The sequence below is a fragment of the Bacillus sp. SIMBA_074 genome, from assembly GCF_046534555.1.
Lineage (GTDB): Bacteria > Bacillota > Bacilli > Bacillales > Bacillaceae_G > Bacillus_A > Bacillus_A mycoides.
In genome coordinates, this window is the sequence record NZ_JAWRYM010001024.1 from 1 (window position 1) to 246 (window position 246).

Below are 246 nucleotides of genomic sequence, written 5' to 3' on the forward strand. Positions count from 1 at the left end.
GACGAAAAAAAGGATAGGCCCATCGCCAAGTGATAATTGTTGTCTGAGTTCTTGATTTTCGACTTCGTATGCCATTTTTGCTTCGACACCGTTATGGATAACTGTGAGTTTTTCAGACGCTACATGAAAGAGCTTCTTGACCTCATTTCCCATATAGTGACTGCAAACAATGACACGATCCGAAGCCTCCGTCAGTATCCGCTCGCACTCGTGAATGCGATGTTGCAGCGGAGTATGAATGCCTTG

At 45.1% G+C, this 246-nt stretch carries 1 protein-coding gene; it reads right to left on the reverse strand.

Annotated elements, in window-relative coordinates; genetic code table 11:
- Nucleotides 1–240: glycosyltransferase family 4 protein (locus SB773_RS33875; RefSeq protein WP_410594865.1), on the reverse strand; the 240-nt coding region annotated here is incomplete at its 3' end.
- Nucleotides 241–246 lie beyond the last annotated feature (6 nt).